This is a genomic window from Marinilabilia rubra (assembly GCF_003121985.1).
Lineage (GTDB): Bacteria > Bacteroidota > Bacteroidia > Bacteroidales > Marinilabiliaceae > Marinilabilia > Marinilabilia rubra.
On record NZ_QEWP01000005.1, the window covers coordinates 264,819 to 287,349 of the forward strand.

1 protein-coding gene is annotated in these 22,531 nt (G+C 43.7%); it reads right to left on the reverse strand.

Annotated features, from left to right (window positions below; all coding sequences use genetic code 11):
• Window positions 1-25: 25 nt before the first annotated feature.
• Window positions 26-22,267, reverse strand: coding sequence for a PKD domain-containing protein (locus tag DDZ16_RS08650; protein ID WP_109264049.1), 22,242 nt, complete (start codon window positions 22,265-22,267; stop codon window positions 26-28).
• Window positions 22,268-22,531 lie beyond the last annotated feature (264 nt).

Genomic DNA, 22,531 nt, shown 5'->3' on the forward strand with positions numbered 1-22,531 from the left:
GTGATTCCCCCACCAATCTTTTGTATTATCTAACTAATAACACGCTTCCTGTTTCACGGAACTCGGTACCGTTAACAAAAGTACCATTAACTTTCCATACATATACAGCCTGAGGCACTAACTGTCCTTTATAGAAACCATTCCAACCTTCTTCTATATCGTTAGATTCATAAATCAACTGCCCCCATCGATTATAGATTTGTAAGTGGTAAGTATCTACATCCCTGTATACGGGTTTGAATATGTTATTGGTTTCACTTGGACGGTTAGAAACACCACCATCAGGCCTTGGCTTAAAGGCATTAGGGAATTTTATAAACCCTTTTGAAATGGCTGTTACAGCCCCTTCAATGGTCGCACTGTCGGTACATCCAAATTCATTGGTTACATGCAGCATCACATCATAGACACCACTTTCGGAATATTCATGAACAGGATGTGCTTCAGTTGACATATTTCCATCTCCAAAATGCCATTCGTACTCCTCGGAGCCTACAGACAAATCAAAGAACCTCACTTCATCTCCAGGTACATATACCTCAGTTGGCGTAACGTCAAAGGCTGCCTCCGGGTGTTCATGAACACGAATGATCTTCTGATAATGACCTTCAATACCATCCGGTCCCGGCACGGTCAGCATGACAGAGAAATCACCGGCATTTTCAAAGGTATGGACAGGATTTTGATCACCCGAGGTATTGCCATCACCAAAGTCCCAATGATAATCCCTGTCCTGAACACCAACTGAATAATTTGTAAAGCTCACTGTCAATGGCCAGCAACCTTCATCACCATCAGTAACAAATCCGGCATCAGGAACAGGACGGTACTCTACAGTTACATCATCAAATGAGCTACAACCTTCTACAACAATACTCCATCTGTAAGTATTTATCCCTTCACTAAGTCCGCTGACCAAAGTGTTAAAGAAATTGGGGTCTTCAAATTCTCCTGTTCCGCCAACGATGCTCCAACCGGCATCCAAATCTCCAACATTGTTTGCATTCAACATGGCTTCAGGATCGTAAACCACCAGGTCTTCCCCGGCATAGGCATCGGTCTTATTGCTCTTAACATTAACCGTACTTTCGGTCACACAATCGCCATAAGAAATGGTCCATTTGTAAACGTTATCGCCAAAACCAATATCACGAACAATCGAGCTGTATGAACCGGGGTTATCAAACTCACCGGCCCCACTTACAACAGTCCATGTACCCAGGGCTTCCTCGGGCGGATTATTGGCATTAAGTGTGGTATAGTTTTCACAAATAACCTTATCATTTCCGGCATCGCTCTGTTCCGGTACTTTATTAAAAATGGTAACAGTATCACGAGTAAAACACTTATCTCCATTCCATATTTCCCACATCAAAACATTCTCTCCAAAGCCAAGTTCTTCAATGGTAGTAGCCTCATCGGCAGGATTGACAAATGAACCTCGTCCGGAAACAATTGACCACTCGCCTGTTCCACGCAGAGCAGGATTAGCATCCAACTGAGCCCAATCCTTACAATCCGCTACATCCGGTCCCGCATTTGCCTGAGTGGCTGTATTGTTTTCAATGATAATTTCATCAGAAAGGGTACATTGTCCTTTGGTTACGGTCCACTTCAAACGGGTGGTCCCGTAACTTAAGTTACGAATATGAGCTCTAGGATCGGTCACATCAGAAATATTTCCACCACCTTCGAGAATTGACCAGTACCCATCTCCATATTCAGGCGTAGCCGCCATCAGGTCATGATCGGGTTGACAAACTTCAAGGTCGCTGCCTGCAAACGGTGTTGATGGCAGGTTATTAACAATCAAAACATCATCCTCGCTGCGGCAAATATCATTTTCAACAATCCAGCGAAGAACGTTATCTCCTTTTGCAAGCTGACTAACAGCCGCCTTAGGATTATTCATATCCGCAGAAGTAAAGGTAGCAGAACCTGCAATTACTTCCCAACGTCCAGTTCCGATTTCAGGTTCCAGTGCATCCAGCGTTGTTTCATCAGCACATAAGCGCTGAGTATTTCCTGCATATGAAGTACTTGGAGAACCATTGGTAATGGACACTTCTTCGAAAGTCTGACATCCTCTGTAGTTTATAGTCCACCTCAGTCGATTCACCCCTTTACGGAGATTTCGTACCGTAGTGTTAGGATTATTAAGATCATCGAATGTGGCCTGACTGGTACCTCCGGCAACACTCCATGTACCGGTACCCGGCGACGGATTATTACCCTGAAGCACTTCAGTATCTGAACAAATGGTGCGGTCGTAACCAGCAGAAGCCGGCACACTATTGTACTCTATTTGTACATCATCAATTGAACGACACCCTTCATTTTCAATGGTCCATCTGAAGACATTTGAGCCAAATTGAAGAGAATCAACTCTTGCAGAAGGATTGGACAATGATGAGAAGTTTCCACTACCATTTCTTACTGTCCATTGTCCGTTTCCAACCTCAGGATCATTAGCCGCCAGGTAGACATAATTGTCACAAGTAGCCACATTTCCTCCTGCATCGGATTGAGACGGAGTATTATTAATCACTGTCACGTAATCCACATCAACACATTGATTATTAGTGATGGTCCATGTCAGTATATTTTCCCCTTGTTCCAATCCTCGCACAGTGGTATTAGGATCTTCCGGATCATCAAATTCAGCCGATCCGCCACCGCCAACAACTCCCCAGGTACCAATTCCTGGCAATGGATTATTGGCTTCCAGTACAGTTGTATCCACACAAAGAGGTGTAGTAGCATCATAGCGAATAATGGCCTCTTTAAAATCATTGCGAATTACCACATCATCAAAATCGGAACAATGCCCGTTGGTAATGGTCCATCTGAAACGGTTATTGCCGGGGCCCAGATTAGTAACCTTTGTATCAGGTTCACCCGGAGACTCCAAGTCTCCTGATCCCGAAATCAAAGACCATTCTCCGGTATGATAAATATCCAGACTACCGGAAAGCGTAACACTGTCCTTACAGACAGGAATATCACGACCTGCGTTAGGCACCGATGGTTCATTATTAACAATCGTTACCGTATCCACAGAAGTACAATATTCTGTAGTAATCACCCAAAGGAAGCGGTTGGTTCCCCTGGCAATATTGCGGGCCATATTACCTTCAAATTCTGCAGCTCCTTCGTAAATACGCCATTCTCCAATTCCGTGGTTAGGTATATTAGGTGTCAATTCCACGCTATCGGTACATAATGTTTGATCTTCACCGGCCTCTGCAGGTGTTGCCAAACCATTGGTGACAATGACAGTATCAGAAGAGAAACAAACATTGTTACCCGATCCTTTCTGAATGGTATAAACAAAAGTGTTGTCTCCTTGAGACAATCCCGTTACTGCAGTTTCCGGATGATCGGTGTATTCAATCTGACCACTTCCGGAAATAATACTCCATGTTACAGTTCCCATATTAACATCAGGCGTATTACCCTTAAGCGTGTCGGTGTTATTACACGTAAATCTGTCCAAACCAGCTCTTGCTCTGTCGGGCTGATTATTGGTCACAATAATTGTATCGGAAGAATAGGTCGTTCCCTGTCCATAAGAAATGGTCCAAACAAACTCATTTTCTCCCGGACCAAGATCGTAAACTAAAGTTTCCGGATCTCTGTCGTTTTGAAACTTACCTGAACCATAGCTACCAAGTGTCCATCGTCCTATAGCATTATCCGGATCGTTGGCATGCATCGTTGCTTCCGGAGAACAGGTAAAAATATCCGGTCCGGTATCTGCCTGGATAACATCACCATTGGTAATCTGAACCTCATCATAAGCAATACAGTTGCCAATAGTGACAGTCCATCGGAACACATTTGGTCCGCGACTTAAGTTTTCGATGAGCGTTCCTGGATTATTGGGTTCCACAATGGTTCCACCTCCTGATACAATGCTCCATTCACCTGATGCTCTGTTTGGTAATACAGCCTGCATTGTGGCCTCACCGCTACCGTCGTTAATAATCTGATCTCCACCGGCTTCAACTGTCTCTATGGCGTTAACCATTACACTCACCACATCAGATGAAGAACATCCTGATTGGTCATGAATCACATTCCATCGAAGAAGATTTTCTCCAAAGGCCAACTGAACGCCTACTTTAGGATTATTCTGCGAGCCATCAAAAACAGCTCCACCGGAACCTGACTCTATGGTCCAAAGACCGGTATATCCATCAGGTACAGGTTCAGCATTTAGTTTCACATAACGGTTACAGGAAACTGTATCTTTTCCGGCAAACGCCTCTACTTGCTGATTAAACACAGTCAAATCAGCGGAAGAAGAGCAATTGCCATTAAAAATGGTCCATCTGTAAATGTTTTCACCAAACCCAACATTGGAAATTCTGGTTTGGGGATCATTGGCATCTGTAAAATCACCACTTCCCTGAACAATGGTCCAGCGACCGGTTTCATAACCGGCAGGATCATTTCCTGTAAGAATGGTATCTGTATTACAAATTGTTTGTTCACTTCCAACTGTGGCAACAGTAGGTGTATGACTGGTTATGGTGACAGAATCGGAGCTTTCACATCCATTTTTGTAAAGTGTCCATCTCAAGTCGTTTTCACCGTAAACCAGTCCGCTAACCACTGTCTGATGAGCGGTTCCATCCGAGAAGGAAACCTGTCCTGCAGCAGCACCATAAGCACTCCACTGACCGGTTGAGCCTTCAGGTGGCTCTGTTCCTTCAATCTGGATAACATCCTGACACGTTGTGTAAGGATCACCTGCTTCCACTTCCAGCTGATTGTTACGAATCACCACCTGATCATAATTGGAGCAGTTTCCATTTTTAGAAATGGTCCAACGGATAATGTTTTCTCCTTTGGCAAGATTGGTAACTTCAATTTCGTTGCCGGCTGCATTGGTGGCCGTAATGGTAGCTCTTCCTTTCTCAACTGACCATGTTCCGGTTCCCTGAACAGGATCATTCGCCGTCAATATGGTTTGTGTGTCGCAAATATCAATGGTATCCTGCTGATCAATATGTGCCTGATCGGGTTGATCATTAACCACTACCACTTCTGCATAGCTTTCACAGGTATTCTGCGTCAATGTCCAGCGTAAAGTATTGGATCCCGGACCCAAATCGTAAACAGTGGTTCCGGCTGCATTGGCATCATCAAAACTTCCACTTCCCGATTCAACAGTCCATCGTCCGCTTGTATTTGGATAGGATGGAATTATGGTACCGTAAAGATCAGTATTGCTGTCACATGAGAGGGTTTCCTCAGCATCGGCCTGAACAGATAATTGATTATTGCGAACCATGACTGTATCAGAAACACTACAACCCAAGCCGGTTGATGTATTAGTGACAGTCCATACCAACACCACATCTCCCCGACTGATATCATTCAACGCGGAGGAAGGATCATTAGCTGATGCGATAGTCGCATATCCCGAAATGATTTCCCACTGCCCGCTCCAGTTGGCATTCACGGCAGACGGATCAACTGCAGCCAGCGTAGTACTGGTTCCACACAATTGCTGATCACTTCCGGCATCGGCATCCGGTAAAGGATGCACCTCTACCTCCAGACTTGAACTACTGGTAGAAACACCACAACTGTTTTCGGGTGTTACGGTAATATCTCCAATGGTGGTATTTATGGCAGGATCAACATCCACTTCAATGGTTGAAGATCCCTGACCGTCAACAATGGTAAATCCTGCTGGAACAGTCCAGTTATAGACCGCCGCATCGTTTACCTGAGGAACAGAGTATCTTACTCCTGCAGCGCCTTGACAAAGATCCGGATCACCATCAATGGCACCAATGGTTTGCGGCAATTGATCAATATTAATCTGGAGAACATAGTTTGGTCCATCACCACAATCATTATAGGCATATACCGATAAGTTAGCGGTTTCAGGGGCATCTATGGCATAATCAACTTCTATAGAAGTGGTTCCCTGCCCTGAAACGATTGTTCCGGCACCGGCAGGAAGTTCCCATACATACCCTGTTGCATTGTTTACAGGATCGATAGAATAGGTCTGTGTGCTTCCCTGGCAAATAATGTCACTGCCGGTAATTCCGGTTACACTACCGGCCAATTCTCTTACGGTTACGGTCACCTCTCCGGTCACAGACTGCTCACATCCATTGGCATCTACAACGCTTACCAAACGATAGTCTGTAGTTTCATCAGGAGAAACAGCAAGGTCGTAACTGGCAGTAGTGATCGGGCCAACGGTGTGTTCTGTTGTACCAGAACTTGTAACCGCTTGGTAAGTCACTTCATATGGTGCCGTTCCGGCTGTCAGTTCAAATTTAAGGTTGGTATAAGCTCCTTCACAAATCTCGGCACTGCCCGATATAGTAACTTCCGGTAATTCATTAACAGTTACTGTTGCGCTGCCAATACCGGGAGAATTACTACAATACGAATCAGAAACACTCAGTATTTCATAAGTAGCGTCTGCATTAGGCGTGACCTCAAACAAGTTGAAGGTACCGGTAAAGGTTTCGTTCCACGTATTAGTACCATCAGAAATGGCTACATTCCATGGTCCGCTTCCGGTAAGTTCAATACCAACATCTCTGGCCTCACCCAAACACATTTCGGCATCTCCGAAAATAGTGGCTGTAGGCAATGGATGAACTTCAACAATAGCCGTACCACTGCCTGTTCCCTTAGAACATCCGGCAGCATTCTCAACTGTTAAAATATTGTATTGAGTAATACCTTCAACCGGAACATTAGTAGGCTCAAACTGGAATGGAGAAGCATCAACAGTATAGGTTTCACCATCACTTAGTGCCACTTCAAGATTACCATCGGCAGCAAAATCCCAATTGGCAGTAATTAACTGAAGAGTTGGCAATACACCTTCACATATTTCTTCACTTCCGGTAACAGTACTGAGTGTTAATTCAGCTTCAGGCTGTTCTACAGTAACCTGGGTTTCAATATAACAATCGCTGTTGATATTAAAGTTACTGTCACCATAACCTGCTGACCAGGTATCGTCAGAACCATCCACCTCATTGACATTACTGTCGTCAATCACCCTTACGGTGTAGGTGCCGGCTGGCAAGTTGGTGAAAGTAATATCTGTTGAAGCAGCAGGATTCTGAACAGCTGCTGTTCCTGACGGGCCTCCACTGAGAGAAACTCTGTAATCATTGTTGGTAGAGTGAGCAATTCCGCCATCCACCGAAACAGTAATCACACCAGTCTCGCTGCTGTAACATTCAACATGAGTCGTTACGTCTGCATTCAAGACCAGAGGTGTCGGCTGTAGAATTCTAACTTCAGACCTTATATCCACACCATTGGCATCAATTCCTACCACCTCGTAATCTCCTGCAGGAAGATCTCTAAACACAGCTCCGTTATCATTGGTTACCTGATCAACCTGACCTCCATTGAACAAGGTAATGGATTGATAAGGCAAAGTACCACCAGTCATGTCGACAGAAATAACACCGTTATCGCTGCCACTGCAGGCACCCACATGGCGCTTGCTGATTATCAGATTCAGTGATTCACCGGGCTGACGAACAACTATACTATTAATCTCCGTGGTACAATTATTCTCATCAGTAATGGTAACACTATACGTTCCTGAAGGAAGATTATCTATATATTCCAGATCATTGCCATCAGGATAAGCAGCTCCATCTTGCTTCCATTCAATTGTATAAGATCCGGTACCACCTGTCACTTCTATTTCAATGGAACCGGTAGACTCACCATTAATGGTTACATCTTCCACATTAACCGTATAGGCATCTAATGCTTCATCGGGTTGTGGAACGTTAATGAAATCTCCGTAAACTGCTTCATAGTCGAGTACACATCCATTGGCATCGGTAATAAACACATTGTAATTGCCGGAACGTATACCAGAAAGATCCTCAGCTGTTGGATCAGTAATGGTTCCCGGGCCAACCCACTGGAATTCATAAGGTGCAGTTCCGCCCGAAACTGTAATATCAATTTCTCCGGTAGCTTCACCATGACAAAGCACTTCCGTAACATCAACGCCGGTTACCTCAATAAAGTCGGCAGGTTCGGTTACATTGTAGGTCTCGGTTACAGAACAAGTTGTCCCGGAAATCACATCAGTTACCACAACGGTATAGCTACCAGCCTCCAAACCGGAAATATCCTCATCGGATGAAGTAAAACCACCTGGTCCTGACCAACTGTAGTTGTAAGCACCGGAACCACCTGTCACATCAATATTGACAGCACCGTTAGAACCATCCAGACAACGAACATGTGTAATGCTGTTGACAACCGTGATGGCATTTGCTTCAGCCACTTCTATGTTGGAAATAGTAACGGTACATGGTCCTTCAGGATTACTGTCCGTCACCGTTACTTCATAAGTACCTGCTGACAAACCGCTTTGATCCTGATCGGTAGCGACCAGGCCGCTGCCGTCGGTCGTTGTCCAATTGTAGGTGAATGGAGCTACGCCACCGGAGACAGTTAGGTCAATAAGACCATTGTTGGCTCCGGGACAAGTCTCGGGTTGAGATGTGTAGGTAACTTCAAGTAATTCGCTAAGTGTTACAGATTTGCTTACGTTACAGTTATGAGAATTACCTACATCTACCATAGTTATGGTATACTCTCCACCAGGCAAATTACTCTGAGTAGTTATTGTTGGATTGGAAGTATCTACTCCTGGTCCAGCCCATACATACTCAAAATTACCTGTTCCTCCTGTAGGCGAAGTAATCTCAATAGAATTTTCCTGAATACAATTGGTTGCATCAACATCCAGAGTGAAATCTAATGGATCCGGCTCTTCTACTGTAAATATTCTTGTAATGCTACATCCGTCAGCATCTGCAATAACTACAGCATATTCCCCTTCAGGAAGACCTGTTTGATGCCAGTCACCAGGAGTAATATTAGGTGAAGCATCCCAGGTTAATGTATAGCTTCCCGATCCTCCTGTGATTGAAGAAATATTAATTTCTCCATCAGGCTCCTCGCCTCCGCAAGTCACATTTACAACGTAACTGTCAACAATAAACGGATCAGGTTCTGTTATTTCTACTTCTAATGAAGAGGTGTATGGATTACTAGTCGTGGCACAGGTTTGAGAATTGTCAGTTACCACAACTTCATAGGTTCCTGCTTCTTTACCTGTCAGGTCCTGAGTGGTAGAAGAAGCTGCATCGTTCCATAAGTAAGAATAATCATCGCTTCCTCCGGAAACGGTCAAATCAATTACGCCATTGGTTCCTTCATTACACTGTACCGGGGTAACATCAGCCGATAGTATTGGTTGTCCGGCCACCTCAATGGTTTTGGTCAGTGAGCAGTTTTTATAATCGGTCACTTTCACCCGGTAAGAACCTCCAACAGTGATATCAGAAATCTCTGTATCAGAAACTTCTGTAAAGGTCCCAGGGCCACTCCATGAGTAGGTATAAGATCCATTACCTCCACTAAGACCTGATAAAACGATGGTTCGATCATAATCTACCGAACAATCAAGCGTGCTGGTAAGTGAAAAATCAATGGCATTTGGCTGGGTAACACTAAATATTTGTGTGATTTCACAACCTTCACCATCAATGACTGTAACTTCATAATTGCCAGCTGTCAGTCCTGTCCATTGTCCATCATTGTCAGGATCAGCAATACCATCCAAAAAGTAAGTAATCGTTGGTTGGGCATTGATCACTTCATCCACTATGATGGCACCATTGTTTCCTCCATTACAGCTCACCGCCCATACGGAGGCATCAAATTCCAATGATTTACCGTTCTCAATGGTGTAGTCCTCAACTACTGTACAACTTCCCCTGTTCAGATCTGTGAGGGTCAGTGTATATGTGCCTTCTCCCCGGCCGCTTAAGTCACGGGTTGTGGCTATCGTTGTTGTACCACCGTCGTCGGACCAACTGTAGCTATAATTACCAGAACCACCTGATATGGTAATATCAATACCTCCATCAGTAGATCCGGCACAAGTGGCATGGGTAACCTCACCCTGAACCTCAATATAAGACAGACTGATAACATTGGTATAAATACAAGCTGAAGGATCAGAGGAATTGGCATCAAGAACACTCACATCATAATCCCCGGCAGGAATACCTGTCACACTTATGCTATGAGGAGCAGTTGCTGTAGAAGCAAAATCATCGTTTTGAATTATAATATTGCCATTATTCTGATTGATCAACTCAACACGATAAGAGTAATTGCCTGCTGAGTTAATAAGTCCACCTGAAACCTCAACATCCAATTCTCCACCATCGGTAGGTTCACATTCAATTTGAGAATCAAGATTACTAACTACCAATTGCTCTGGTTCAAGTATATCTGCTGAAACACTAGCTGTACATCCATTAGCATCTTCAACACTAAATATATTGGTACCTGCATACAACTCATCAGCAACATAAGTGTCTGCTCCATTCCAATTAAGATAGGTAGCACTTCCTGTCAGGTCATAATTGGCTGTTCCTCCTTCAACACGCAGAGTTACCTCTCCGGTATTATCACCATAACAAGTTGTAATATCCTGCTGCTCATCCAAAATTAAATGAAGCTCATCAGGTTCACCAACAATAATGTCTGATGAAGTTCCTGTACAACCTGCAAAATTTCCTGTTACAACTACCCGGAAAGTATCTGCAGGTAACCCACTGATGGCGGCACCATCATCAAGAGCATAGTCATCCCAGGAAGAAGTAACCTCGTTGTAGATATACCAATTGTAGGTATAACCATTACTCCAGCTACCCTGTACATTAGTTACAGTGATCGCTCCATCATTGCTTCCATTGCAGGAAAGGTCTACGGCACTCACGTCAAATGTAATAGCATCCGGTTCGTTAAGCGTTACAGTCTGTATTTCATAACAGACTCCTGTGGCATCATAAACCCTTACCTCATAATTATCTGCATCCAGATTATCGAGCAAGACATTTCCGTTATGAGCAAAGGAACCTGATACTGTACCTCCGTTCTCAGAATTAACCGTATAAGTATAATCTCCACCATCATCAAGGTTATCAAGATCACCCAGATTACCACCTGTGGCACTGAATGTGAACTGACCGTTGCCTTCTTCAAAACAGCTAAGGTCCTGAACATTGGTAATATCTATAACAATGGGATCGGGAACCCTTACTTGAATATTGACAAGCGTATCACGGACGCCATTAGCATCGACAACCTCTGCATTGTAATAACCTGCTTCCAGATTATTGTAATAAGCAAAACCACCTGAGACTGATGAAGGTGTAACTGCTGTAGCCGGTTGACGAATTAGTGAGAAGGTATATGGAGCCACTCCGCCCGTAGCGTTGACTTCAATCTCACCATTGGCAGCACCAGAGCATGGTCCTGCGTTACTTAATTCGGTGAGTGAGAGATCCAGTGTTACATCCGGATCTGTGACAGTAATATCCCTTTCTACGTCGCAGTTATTAGCATCCAGAATCTCTACAGTATATGTACCAGCCACTAAATTCTGAAGATTGGTCTGATTTGATGGAAGCCCGGCAATGGCATTTCCGTCATCATCCACACCTGTCCATAAAATATTATAACCGGGTGTACCACCATTAATGCTAATATCTATACTACCATCACTTCCTCCTTCGGAACTTACGTTTGAAACATTTTCAACCGTAATGGCCGGAGACGTGGACGGTTCAGTAACTTCATATATATCTGACCATAACAGACAATTATTATCATCGGTAATCAGCAAACGGTACTCCCCATCTTCAAGGCCTGACAATGTAGACGATGTTTCTCCTGAGAGAAGAATATTACCGCTGCTGGTCACACTGTACCATTGATAGGTGTAGTTCCCTGAACCATCAGGTGTACCGCCGTCAACAGTAACTGAGATCTCTCCTGTTGTCTCTCCCTTACATTGAACATCGGTAATATCATATGAATCAACGATCAATGGAGTAGATGGTTGAGTGATTTCAACATTTATAATATCGTATTTGGTACAGTAAGGGGCCTGGGTATCCAGGTCGCGCATAGACACCTGATAACCACCAACCGATAACCCCGTAAAGGTTCTGCTTGATTGCCAGGTTGTACCACCGTCAATGCTGTACTCAAAATTACTATTGACCGGATTCACCACTTCTCCTGCTTCACCGGGATTCAGAAGCGCCGTAACGGTAAAGCTACCATCTGCAGCGCCATAGCAGGAAACATTATTTATTGTAATATCAGCTGCATCAGCGGACAAACTAAAATTATCGGGTTGATCTACGACGATTCCGCTTAATAAGATCTCACATCCATTATCATCGATCACACGTACCTGATAAGAACCGGATTCCAGACCACTGACAGTCTGAGTATTAACAATGGGATTACCGGCATCATCCATCCACTGATAGATATAAGGAGCCACTCCCCCATCAGCATAGGCAGTAATGCTACCGTCGTTACCATCGTAACAACTGACATCGGTTACAGTGGTATCTACAGAAAGGGTGTGCTCATAAGCAAGATCGAATGGCTCAACAATCGTACATTCTACATTTCCAAGATCATCCAACTGTGACAAGGTAAGTGTATAAGTGCCAAAGCTAAGACCTGAAATATCTTGTGTAATTTCAGAATAGGTTCCATCCTCGCTGTAACTCCATGAATAGCTGTAATTACCGGAACCACCACTCACGCTCACATCAATACTTCCATCGTTAATGCCTGAACAAGTAGGATGAACAATATCAGCATCAATGGTAATATTCTCTAATGTAAATTCCTGAACAAAAATGCAGTTTGAAGGATCAGAAGAATTGGAATCGTACACCTCAAGCGTGTACGTGCCTTCAATAAGGTCTAATGAAGTGGCTGTTCCATCGGGAAGATTTATGGTTCCGTTTGAAACCACATCATTATAATATTCCTGGTTACTTTCCTGCCGAACTACCTTTACATTGTAAGCATATCCTCCATTGTCCAGTCCACCAGAAACATCAAAATTCAACCAGCCACTGGTGGTCTGATCACACAATATGCCATATTCTATATTGGTTACCTGCAACGGATCAGGTTCTGTAATTTGAACATCCTGAATAACATCGCTACATCCATTGGCATCAAACACTTCAAAGTCGTACAGTCCGGCGGTCAGACCTGTGGCTGTATAATCCCCGGCACCATCCCATGATTCCTCTACCGTTCCGTATCTAATAGTATAAGGTGAAGTTCCCCCTGATACAGAAAGACGAACACTACCAGAGTCGTCACCATAGCAGGTAGTAATTGGGGTAACTTGCTCCTGAGCAAGGATCACAGAACCTGGTTCGTCAACAATAATTTCATCGGAGATTACTGTACATGTGGAAATAGTCTCTTCAGCAATTACCCGATAACTGCCTGATGAGATACCACTATAGGTACGTGAATCAGGAGCTCCAACAATATCCTGCCATCCGCCTGCACCATCAGGTTCCTGCCAGGTGTAGGTGTAATCAGTTCCACCAGGACGACCAGTTACCTCAACTGTGATAGCACCATCACTACCATTATTGCAACTAACATCCTGCAAATCGGTGACATCAACACCTAGTACGTTGGGCTGAGTAATGGTAAAAGTGGCAGCATCACTACAGAAATTATCATCGGCAACAACAATTTCATACTCATCGGCAAATAAACCACTCTCTGTTACAGAAGTTCCTGCTGTTGCTGTGTTAGAACGAACCGTTCCTGTTGTATTTGAATAAATGGTATAATCGTAATTTCCACTGCCGCCATTAATGGTAAAGGTAACTTCACCATCATCATTATAAGAACAACTTTCATCTGCTGTATTATCCACTATAACAACCACAGGGTCAGGAACGGTCAGTTGAATATCCGTAGGATATACAAAAACAACTCCGTTGGCATCCACTACCTGTGCTGTATAATACCCGGCTTCAAGGTTGTTGTAATAGGCAAACCCACCTGAAACGGAAGATGCTGAAATATCAACATCAGGTTGCAATGTCAATGTAAAGGTGTAGGGACCAACTCCTCCGGTAGCGTTTAACTCAATTTCTCCATTGGTAGCACCGGAGCATGGTCCCGGGTTAACCTGACGGGTAACTGTCAAGTCCAGAGCAGCATCCGGGTCATTAACTGCAATGTCTCTGTCAACAGAACAATTGTTGGCATCCTCAACGGTCACCGTGTACAGATCTGCATCAAGACCTGCAATACTGGTAACATCAGTTCCTTCGTTATTACCTGAAGAATCCACCCAGTTAATACTATAGCTACCTGTTCCACCAGTAACACTAATCTCGATACTACCGTCGTTGCCACCTGCTGAACTTACATGTGAAACATCTTCAACAGTTATCGCGGGCAGCGATGCAGGTTCATTAACTTCATAAACATCTGACCAAACCTGACATCCATTATTATCAGTAACTTGAACCTGATACTCATTATCTTCAACATTATTAAGTATTAAGCCCGTCTCCCCCGTCAGTAAAACATTTCCACTGCTGGTCACTCTGTACCACTGATAGGTATATGGTGCTGTACCACTACCGGCAGGAACTTCAACTTCAATGGAACCGGTGCTGCTTCCTTTACAATCAACATCTGTAATTTCAACCAGATCAACCACCAAACCAGTTGGTTGGGTAATCACCACATTTTCAATATCGTATTTGGTACAATAAGGTTGTGCTGTTTCGCGGTCACGCATAGACACCTGATATCCACCTGCTGCAAGTCCGGTAAAAGTTTCGCTCGACTGCCACGTGGCACCACCATCAATACTGTATTCAAAGATTCCGGCACGACTGGGTGTAACGGTAAAACTACCATCACTGCCTCCATGACAAGATACATGTGAAACATCAGCAGGGTCATTAACAACCAGATTAAAATCAGTTGGTTGGGAAACGGTAATATTTCCGCTGGTAATTTCGCAACCATTGGCATCGATGATTGTAACAACATAATCTCCTGCAGCAAGATTGCTAACTGTTTGATTATTAACAATTGGATTACCAGCGGCATCTTCCCAGTAATACTCATATGGCTCAACTCCACCCGTTCCGTATGCGGTAATACTTCCATCACTGGCACCAAAACAAGAGGCGTCTGTAACACCCGTGGTAACACTCAGAGTATTGGCATACTCAATGGTATAACTTTCTGTTACCGTACAACCTTCAGTTATATCAGTCAGTTCAAACTGATACTCCCCCGGGGGAATATTGTTAAGATCTTCATTATTGGCTTGCGCTCCAGGAACAGGTCCACCGGAAATAGCTGTCCATGAGTAAGAGACGTTGCCTGAACCTCCGGTTATGTCAAGTTCAATACTACCATTATCCTGACCTGCGCAGGTAGGATTGGTTTCAGTAGCCTGAATGTTAATATTTTCCAAAGAAAATTCCTGCTCAAACATACAAGCCGAAGGATCACTCGAGTTGGCGTCGTAAACCTGAAGTGTGTAAGTTCCGGCAATTAGATAATCTGGTCCGGCAAGCAAACTATTAGTACTTACAGGATTTGTCGGATTGGTAATATCTCCGTCATAATAAACCTGGTTATTTTCGTGACGTACAAGTCTGACATGATAAACATTGTCTCCGGAGACAGTCAATCCACCTGATACATTGAAGTTTACATATCCACTAGTCAGATCATCACATGCAATGCCTGATACCACATTGGTAACCTCAAACAAGGCTGGCTGAGTAATGGTCTCATTTACAGTGAATGAACATCCATTGTCATCCAGGATTTCAAAGGTATAAGAACCCGCTGAGAGTCCGGTAACTGTATAATCATTCAGCCCATCCCACGAATCCGACATTGTGCCGTAATTAATTATGTAAGGTGGGGTGCCACCAGTTACAGATAGACGTACCTCTCCTGAGTCATCTCCATAGCATGTAGTGACATGGCTAACATTGGAGGATACACTTAAGGCCACATCTGGTTGATCAACAACAATGGAACCGGATGGATCAGAAGAACAAGTAGTTCCATCTTCAGTAACAGTAACACGGTAGCGATCAGCTTCAAGTGTATTAATTGTATTAGAGGTTGTTCCGGTAACGGAAGTGTAAGCAACCCAAGCCGAAGTTAATTCATCGTAGTATTCCCAGTCGTAAACAAAGTTGGTTCCGGCGGGACGGCCATTAACAGAGATAGTTATCTCTCCGTTGTTTCCGCCATTGCAGGTTACATGTTCAACATTCTCAACATTGATGGTAAGTGCGTCAGGTTCAGTGACCTCAAAAAATTGATTAGCTGAACAGTTAACTGCATCCCTAACCTGAAGTTCATAATTTCCTGCCGGAAGATCCGGGTCTGGCCAATCAGTTGTAACTGCAAGAATTTCAATATTACTGCCCGATTCAGGAATAATGGTATAAATGTAATATGGATTATCCGGAACTGTTGGATCTCCAGCATCTCCGGGGAAAGGAACCCCACCTGTAGCAACAAAAGTTACTTCTCCATCTTCACCATAACACGCTGCTTCGGAGGAATTTATAAAATTAGATATAATAAGTTCAGGGTTCTCTGCCAGAGTTATAGTTTCTGATATGGAAGCACCAATGTCATCAATTACGGTTGCGGTATAATTACCAGCGATCAGGCCTGTGTAATTGGCATAAGTATCACCGGATGAAGAAGGTGTGATAACATCTCCACTGCTGGTAGTCAATGTAATTGAAGCATAGGGGAGCACACCACCCTGAGCAGTCAGACTGATTTCTCCATTATCGCTACCATAACATGGTCCCGGATCTTGTGTCGAGTAAACAATATCATAATCGACATTGGCATCAACTACAGCAGTCAGATCATCTGTACATCCATTGTCATCCTCAACTGTAACGGTATATGTTCCAGCTGATAAGTTGGGCTGAACAGTGACTCCATCAACAAGTCCGCCTATGGGATTTCCTCCACCATCTACTCCGGTCCAGCTTATGGTATAGGGAGTCATTCCCCCAGTAATGCCTATTTCGATACTACCGTCTCCGGCACCAGGTGAAGATTCATCAGTAACTCCCTGCAATGTAATGACAGGAACACTGGTAGGTTCATCAACACTGTAATATGCTGACATTGAACAACTGTTCTCCCCGTAAATATCTATACGATAATTTCCTCCAATAGAGAGGGAGAAATTGACTGGGGTATTATCCGGCTGAGTATCATCATCTACCTGCACCCAGTTACCAGGAGAAGCCTCTCTGTATAAAACATAATCAAAGTCGCCAGAATATCCTGATTGCTCAGCTTCGACTTCTATTGCACCATTACCGTCACAATCAACATCAGTGATAGTAGCTGTTTCCACAGTTACCGGTCCATCCGGTTGATCGATTTCAACTGGTGTGACAAGAGACTGGACACAAGCGGGATTACCAATATTTCGAACCAGTACATTGTAGGTACCGGAATATAGGTTTCCAAAGATATATTGCGAAGTACCATTGGTCAACCAGGTAGTACCTCCATCAATACTAAATTCATAATCACCTGATTGTCCTCCCGTGGCATTAATAGTAAAAGCTCCATTGTTGTTTCCGTAACAATCAACATCTGTTTGGTTACTACTGGTCATTGATATAGCTACAAGTTCATCTAAATCAATTTCAAGAAAACCGGAGGCAGGTGTTGAAAGGGGGCAGCCGTAACTATCTGTGATATAAACTCTGTAAGGATTAGAATCATCTGAAGCACTCAAGCCGGTAAAGGAACCGGTGGTGCTTGTAGCTATTTCGGAATAAGCACTTGTACCACTGTCAAATTCGTGCAGTGAATAAACAAAGTCCGTCGCCAAACTACTGGCCGTTACATGAATTTCTCCATTACTTGCACCGTTACAAGTGACGTCAACCACATCATCAATGGTGGCCGTTACTTTATTTTCACGAACTTCGACTGAGCCGTTCATTATTGAATAGCAGGCAGGATCGGCAGATGGAAGCTCTGCCTGTACAGTATAAGTGCCTTCATCAGTCACATCAGTTGGGAACACAACAGCTGAGCCATCTGCAGCTCCGGCAACTGTTTGTCCGGCATCGGCCCCGTCTCTTAATAATCTATAAGTAACTCCATTCTCTGAAGAATTAATGCCAATGGTAACATCTCCACCAAAGCAATAAATACCACCTGCTGGATTAGAGGTAACCGAATATATTGAAGGAGACTCTTTTATCTCAAAATCTTTGGTCCGCGTAGAAGTACATCCGGCATTCTCATAAACATAAGTAATCTGTTCTGCTGACGATGCAGCTACCTGTGATGGGTCAAACTCGGCACGACCGTTGTTACCGGTGCCAGAACCATCCACTTCATTATTGATGCCAAGTGCATTGGGATCACCGTCAATCATAAAATAACCGGAACCTGTGGCACCGCCACCGGCATAACGCCCTTCGAATACAACAGGTGTACTGTTCTGACAGTACTCAAGAGGATCGGCAGTCCCGAAGTTAACCGAAGGTGTTTCGTTTACAGTAACTTCTAAAGTTTCGGTAATCTCGCAAGAACCAGAAGCTGTATTATCAAAGACTAATGAAATATCAAAAGTACCAACGGGAGCCGCACCCGGATCGAAATAAATGGCAGCCTCTCCATCACTTACCGTAAATGTATTTGTATAAGTAGCCGGATCAGGATCCCCGCTTCCGTCTAATCGGTAGAAACTTGCTGTAGGAGCAGAAAAAGTATAGTCAGCTGTTTCAAATCCCGGATCTGCGGCATAAGTAGTACCCGACAAAACCAAATTGGTGGCCTCTACGGGATAAAGCGTTTGGTCATTCTGACAAAACGTAGTCTGGCTAAGGGCAATACCCACAGAAGGATCGTGAACTGTTAACTGTATGGTTTCGTCTGAATAACAGCCACCGGTATTAATGGAGTAAGTAATATCATGAACACCCTGCCCGGCTACAGAAGGATCAAAACTATCTCCGGAAATACCATTCCCTGAATAGCTCCCTCCCGCTTGAGTTGGACTAAAAGTAACGGGTGCGTCATTAATACAATACTCAGTATCGCCGGAAGAGGTAGCAAAAGTAGCATCCAGTTCGGCAGGGATTTCTACTTCCTGAGCGAGGGTATTTTGGCATCCATTGTAATCATAGATATATTCGAATACGTAATCATCAGCCCCCAGAGTGGAAGGAATAAAATCTATTTCCGGATTGGAGCCTGAGGTGGTGACAGTAACATCTGCTGTTGCTGTGCCATAAGTAGCCAAAGTTTCGCCCCGGTATAATTTTAAGGTACCACCATCCGTCATTGTAGGATCAGTCGGCTCGCCCTCAACCGTATAAGTGGTATTATCATCTACACAATAGGTGCTGGCCAGATTAAGAAACTGAAGAGTGGTTCCAATTTGAACAGTATAATCTACTGATGCATTACATGTATTGTTATCTGTATAAGAATAATTAATCGTGTGATTTCCATTCCCAGCTGTGGAAGGACTAAAAACAGCTTCCCCGGCAGCAGGCCCGTCAGTAACGCCATTTCCTGAGAAGCTACCTGCTCCGTTGGTATGATCTACAGGATTTGAAGTATCGACCGGATCACCCGTAGGACTAAAGAATGCTTTTAACTCAATATCATTTGCTGTTTCACACAATCCCAATTCCGGACTTGGGAACAATTTCCATGGATCGCCAGAGCCGGCTTCACGCCAATAGAAGTCAATATCGTCACTTAGGTCATCATGAAAATTGGTAGTTCCTTCAATGGTGTCGCTACATGTGGTAGAGGCATCTGTATAGGTATATATAAAAGTGTGTTGATCAGCACCTGAAGTAGTTAATGCCTGCCCCACATCAAAAGTAGCCGTGCCATCAGTATTATCAACAAACCATGCAGGAGAGCTACCATCTACTTCCCAGGTGGGGTTTCCTGTTGTACTATTGGGAAAACCTGATATGGTTACACTTCCTGCATCGGCACAATAATCAGAATTAAGGCCTGAAATAGACACTGGCGGAGGTGAATTAACATATATTGAATTAACCTCTGAGTTAGCGCATCCACTTGGGGCCGTATAAGTATATGTAATATTGTGCCACCCTGGCCCGGCATTAGCCGGGTCAAAAGTATTATTTGTATTATCTACATTACCTCCTGAAAAATCACCACCGGTATTGACACTTGGCAACAAATCAACCAAACCGCCATTCTCACAGACAGCGGACCCGTCTGCAGGCGTAAAGGAAGCATCCGGTAAAGGATTAACAACAACATCTATATCCCTTACACTGGAACATCCATTAGCATCTGCTACCTCAACCGTATAGGTAAAAGTACCGGTTGAATTATGGCTTACACCTATTGTTTCTCCTGATGCAGATGTTCCATCCGGATTACTCCAGCTATATCCATAAGGTGGAGGAACAATGGTATTATTATCTACAACAGCAGAAATATCAACTGTAACACCGAGACAAATATCAATACTGGCATTGCCTCCTGAAAAGGCAACATTATAACCAGCTGTAGGACTTTCAAAAGTAATAGTAGGCAGTGGAAAAACTGTAAAAGACACTTCTCCCACATTGGCCACAGTCCCGCAAGCAGCTCCATCTTGAAGATTCTGCACCCGGTAGGTATAGGTATCGGGGTTGGCCGGATCTACAACAGCTTCATAAGTGTCAGAATATAAATTATTAACCGTTTCCACCACTGTATTAGTGGTGACATTATAGATTTCGAAACTGTAAGGCTGTTGGCCTGTGATGTTATCCACAAAAATCCGGAACTCCGGATTGGAAGCACCTGCACAGCGTTCCGTTGCAGCAGATTGTGAAACATCAGCATCCGGAAGCGGGGTTTCTGAAATCATTGGTATTCCGCTCATGGTGGCAGTACAGCCTGCTGAAGAAGTAGCAATAACCTGGAAAGTTCCTTCTGTAAGATTAGTCCATGTAGCAGGTGCAAGGGGATTTCCATCGCCATCAACAGGAATTCCAACATTTGAAAAACCAGTGCCGTCATCTTGTTGTAACTGGTATTTAACCCCGGCCTCCGAATCGCTTAAAGTCATCTCAACACCTGTCGGAGAAACATTTTCACAATAAGAGGTCTGATTGGCACTTAATGTATATTGGTTAGGTGTTGGTTCTATTTCCAATGTACCCGTTAATGTCCTTACACATCCGTTTCTTTCTGCTTCCACCGTATATTCCCCCGGGTTGGTAAGACTAAAAGAAAACCCACCAGAAGTATTTGTTTTAACAGCGCCGGTACGTGTGCCATCCCTTAACAAATAATAGTCAACATCAACCTCTGAATTCGCAGCACTATAACTTGTTCCGGGACAATTAATTCCAGTAGGTGACATTGCCTGATCATTGGGCGCCAAACTCACATAAAACGGCCCCCCACTCATCATAACAGGGCCACTGCAGCCATCAGCAATCACATAGTACTCACCTACCGCATTTTCTGCTCCAAAAATGTGGGATTGTCCATCACTCCCACTTGTCCAGGACTGAACATTTGAAGGAGGATTGGTGCCATCATCATATACCATATGATAGGTAACTCCATTTTCAGAACTTTGAAGTTCAACATCATTCAAGAAGGTTGATGAACAAACGCTTGTTCCCGTAACGGTTTGAACAGCTGCATTTGGCTCAACAGTAAATGAAATCCCACCAGGTATATCTGCGGGATCAACTGTGCATGTCCCATCAACATGTTCAATACTTGATATAGTAAAAGTTGCATCTGAAGTCAGGGGGTCAGAAGTATAGGTACCACTGCCACCACCTGCTGTAACTAAAATAGTTGAAACATCAGACCCTTCTTTAGCTATTACAACATTATAATTACCTGCGCCATCATTGATCGCAACTTCTAAATCTACAGTGCTATTTGAACAGACCGGAGAGGAGGAAGAAGTGGTAAAATCCACATCGGTCGGGGCTTCAGCAAAAACAATTTCAATATCATAAGTAGGTTGGCCTGAATTCTGGTACTCCCATGTTAATAGGTATGAACCATATGAACTAGCTGTAATAGAAGTAGAAAAATCGGTAGCATCGCCTAAATTAATACCAGCAGGAACAGAAATCCAATTCCCGGGATTTCTATCACTATTAGGGACAGCAGCCGGATCAATATTAGATATACTTGTAGAACCACAAACAACTATAGTGGCATCCTGCCCAACAGCATTCCCCCCAAACACAAAAAGTCCGATAAAGAGCACCACACTCTTCAGCGAACCAAAAAACTTCAAATTTTCTTTTCCTGGTAAACCGTTCCTCATCCGTATATATTCTGAAATTCAACAACCTCCAGATGGAGGATTATCAAATTAAGTTAGGCTTTTGCAAATATGCATTGAATACAATGTATCCAATTCGCTAAATACTATTATCCCCATATAAGGGATACACCAAAACCATAAATCCGGAATTTTACTCGTCAGAAGGTGATCATCCATGGCCCTTGGTGTCACAGCTCAAGCCAACAAAAACTATTATTAAATTGATAATTAATCAATCAAAATAATCGGTTATGTAATTGTCAG

What these genes read in the sequence shown, in the direction of transcription:
- DDZ16_RS08650 (WP_109264049.1), bottom strand. Translation starts at nt 22,267, where the DNA reads ATGAGGAACGGTTTACCAGGAAAAGAAAATTTGAAGTTTTTTGGTTCG.